Consider the following 3,237-nt stretch of genomic DNA (forward strand, 5'->3'; position numbering starts at 1 on the left):
TTTTCTTTTTTTCTCAAAATCTGTCAAATTCTGGATTTCTATTTTTTTATATTTCTCGTTACCTCCTATAGTGATTTTAAACTATAGAATGTTGCAAAATAATTGAGAATTTACATGATCAAAACGCGTTTTAGATATATCAATATCTAAAGAAATTTATTATAATTATATTACCATGAATAATGCAAAGAGAACTTTAAATGCATTTTCTTTCCCTAAGCCTCTTTTAATAAGATTGAGAGAGAGAGAGAGAGAGCAGACTCTTAATAAATAATTTAACATTAAATTAACACCTAACTATTAGGTGTATTTTTGCGTATTTTCATGGAGAAGGCAAATATATGACACAAAACAAAATAAATATAGATAGTATAACAATTAGAAATTTATTTCAAAATGCTTCTAAAGAACATAATTTTTTAATACCTGAATATCAAAGACCATATTCATGAGGAGAAGAACAAACCGAAAAATTATTCAGTGATTTATGAGAATTTTACAAAATTATACTTAAAGAGCCAAATTCAAAAGAACAGTATTTTTTAGGTTCAATTGTTTTCTTTGAAAACGAAGATGGAAAATGAGAAATTATCGACGGACAGCAACGTATAACGACCATTTTTCTACTTTTAAGAGCAATTCTTAAAAAATGTGAGAACACTAATAGTGAAAATACTAAAAATTTAGCAAAAGAAATTGAAGAATGTATTTGACATATTTCAAATGATTATAAAAAAATAATTGATAGAAATTCAATGTCCATTCAAAATGTTTCAGTAATGCAAAGTAATTTAGAAGATTTTGAGAATATCATCAAAAGTGGTGAATATAACAAAAAAAGTAAAAGTAATTATTCGAAAAACTATGCAAAATTAATAGAGTTGATTGAAGAAAAAGCAAAAAATGAAATTGAGGGGATATTTAACTTTTTTAATACCATATTAGAAAAAACCCTTATCTTAACTGTATCTTCGCAATCTCAACAATCTGCTATGACGGTTTTTGAAACTCTTAATAATAGAGGGGTTCCTCTTTCTGATGCCGATATTTTTAAAGCTAAGATATATAACCTATTAAAAGATAAAAATGAAAAAGATAAATTCATAGAACAATGAAAAGAATTAGAATCTGATTGTGTTTCAATGAATAAGACATTAAATGATATTTTTTCATACTATATGTTCTATTTAAGGGCAGAAGAAGGAGATATCGACAGTACCACACCAGGAATAAGAAAATACATATTAAAATATCTAGAACAAAATAACATTGATGATATTTTTAACAAAATGATAGAAACTATTAAAAATATTATTTCATTTCTAAAAATGGTGAATAACTTAAATGAAGAAAAAGACTTAAACTCGAAGATTAAACAACAACTAGATATTATTTTTTCTTTCTCTAATGATTTTGGTAAATACCCAGCTTTAATATATTATTTAAAAAATAAAGACAAAATTGATAATGATGATACAAGTGAATATCTTGAGTTATTAATAAAACTAAGAAATAGAATTGTCACAAGATATTTAGTAATTCCTTCAATAAACGATATTAAACACGGCATTTTGTTACTAAATAAAAGCATAATAAAAGGCCATGAGTTTGATTTTTCTAAATTAGAAAAAAAAGATTCAGATGATGTGATGGAAAAAATCAAAAGTCCAAATGTAAAAATCATAAGCATGATTATAAAAATGTTTGAATATTCACAAAACGATCAAGAAGAGATGGATATATTGCCAGCCAAATGAGAAATAGAACATATTTTACCTAAATCTCATGCACAATTCGATAAAGAAAATAAAGAATTATATGAACAAATTGGAAACATAATTCCTTTAGACAAAAGGCGTAATATTAGAGCTTCTGATGACTGATTTAAGTCTAAAAAAGAGATATATAAAAAGGCGGCAAAATTTAGATCTGCAATACAAATCTCACAACTTGAAAATGATTATTGGACAATAAATGATATCAAAAAAAGAAATGACGAATTAGTTAAAAAATTTAAAGAAATAACAAAGGATTAATATGAATGATGATATTTATAAAAGAACATTACAAAATATAGAAAAATACATTGAAAAATAAACATAATTAATAGGAGAAATATGAATAATAAAATAAAACTTTATTTTGGTTTATCATTACCCTTTGCCATATTAGCATATATATTGTACTTGGTTTCGACTGGATATTATTATGTGGTAAAAGATGTAGATTTTTCTTTTTTATCAATGTTGATACCAAAAGTATATCCAGATGGAGCAGGAATAACAATATTACTATTTGCAATTTTATTTAATATTGGATCATTTATCTTGGCTGTTTTATTAACATTAGAATTAAAGAAAATTGATTCGATGAAGATAAAAAACAAATATATTCTCTCAAAAATATTTGTATTCACCACACCTTTTTTATCAATATTATTTCTATTGCTTATAGCTTTCTTTGGTATTTTTGTTTTTGCAATATATTTATCAGCCAAAAATCGCACCAAATTAGCCAAAGAAAATTTAAAACCATTACAAGAAAAAATTAGATTAATAAAAGATGAATCTTTAAGAAAAAAACTAGAAGCCGATGCAGGAAAATCTTATGGGTCTAATATATTTAATGAAACAAAAATGAAGCAAAAATTAAAAGTTATCGAAAAAATAGTAGATGATGAATTAAAAAGACAAAACAATAATGTTTGATAGCATGGTCAAAAAATTGCATTGGTTTAACTGGTGTAATTTTTTTTAAAGATTTAATAAATTACGAATAATTTAAAACCATAAAGTATCATAATTTTAAGTCCTATAAATTGCTGTTAATTCTTAATCAAATTGCAACATTTTTATAGTTTAAAAATGTTTATTAAACTTATGATATCAAATTTATTTTTTAAGCTTTATTTATATTTGGATTGGTTGGCGAACCATTTTTTTCAAACCCGCTTTTGCAGACAATAAAATAAAATTAAAAATCTACTTAAAGTTTTCAGATAGGTGATTACCCACTCGTTTAATTGGGCTTTTAAACATTGATTTTAAGTGGTTCATTTCTTGTTTTAAATCCGATGTATTTAATTTAAATTTTTCTAAATTTCTAATCAAGTAATTAAACTTGTCCGTAAATGTCGAAACGACCGACTTATGCGTTACGACTATCAAACTCAATTTGTAAGCCAAATCGTCTCAAACGTCAAGATTTTTACCTATTAAAAAAAATCTCTTGTGAGTT

Annotated in this window: 3 protein-coding genes; 2 read left to right on the forward strand and 1 reads right to left on the reverse strand. The window is 24.5% G+C overall.

The features are described 5' to 3' along the window. Nucleotides 1-341: 341 nt before the first annotated feature. Both ACWXVJ_RS03145 and ACWXVJ_RS03150 read left to right on the forward strand, forming a co-directional pair. Complete coding sequence (locus ACWXVJ_RS03145) at nt 342-2,036, forward strand: DUF262 domain-containing protein (protein WP_455966510.1); 1,695 nt, start codon at nt 342-344, stop codon at nt 2,034-2,036. 81 nt (nt 2,037-2,117) lie between these two features. Next, nucleotides 2,118-2,711 (forward strand): hypothetical protein, encoded by a 594-nt coding sequence (locus ACWXVJ_RS03150; RefSeq protein WP_455966511.1) that lies wholly within the window; start codon nt 2,118-2,120, stop codon nt 2,709-2,711. 270 nt (nt 2,712-2,981) lie between these two features. Here ACWXVJ_RS03150 and ACWXVJ_RS03155 read toward each other — a convergent pair. Then, a partial coding sequence (locus ACWXVJ_RS03155) for a hypothetical protein (RefSeq protein ID WP_455966512.1) occupies nt 2,982-3,237 on the reverse strand: 256 nt, incomplete at its 5' end.

Source organism: Mycoplasma sp. 773 (genome assembly GCF_053851515.1).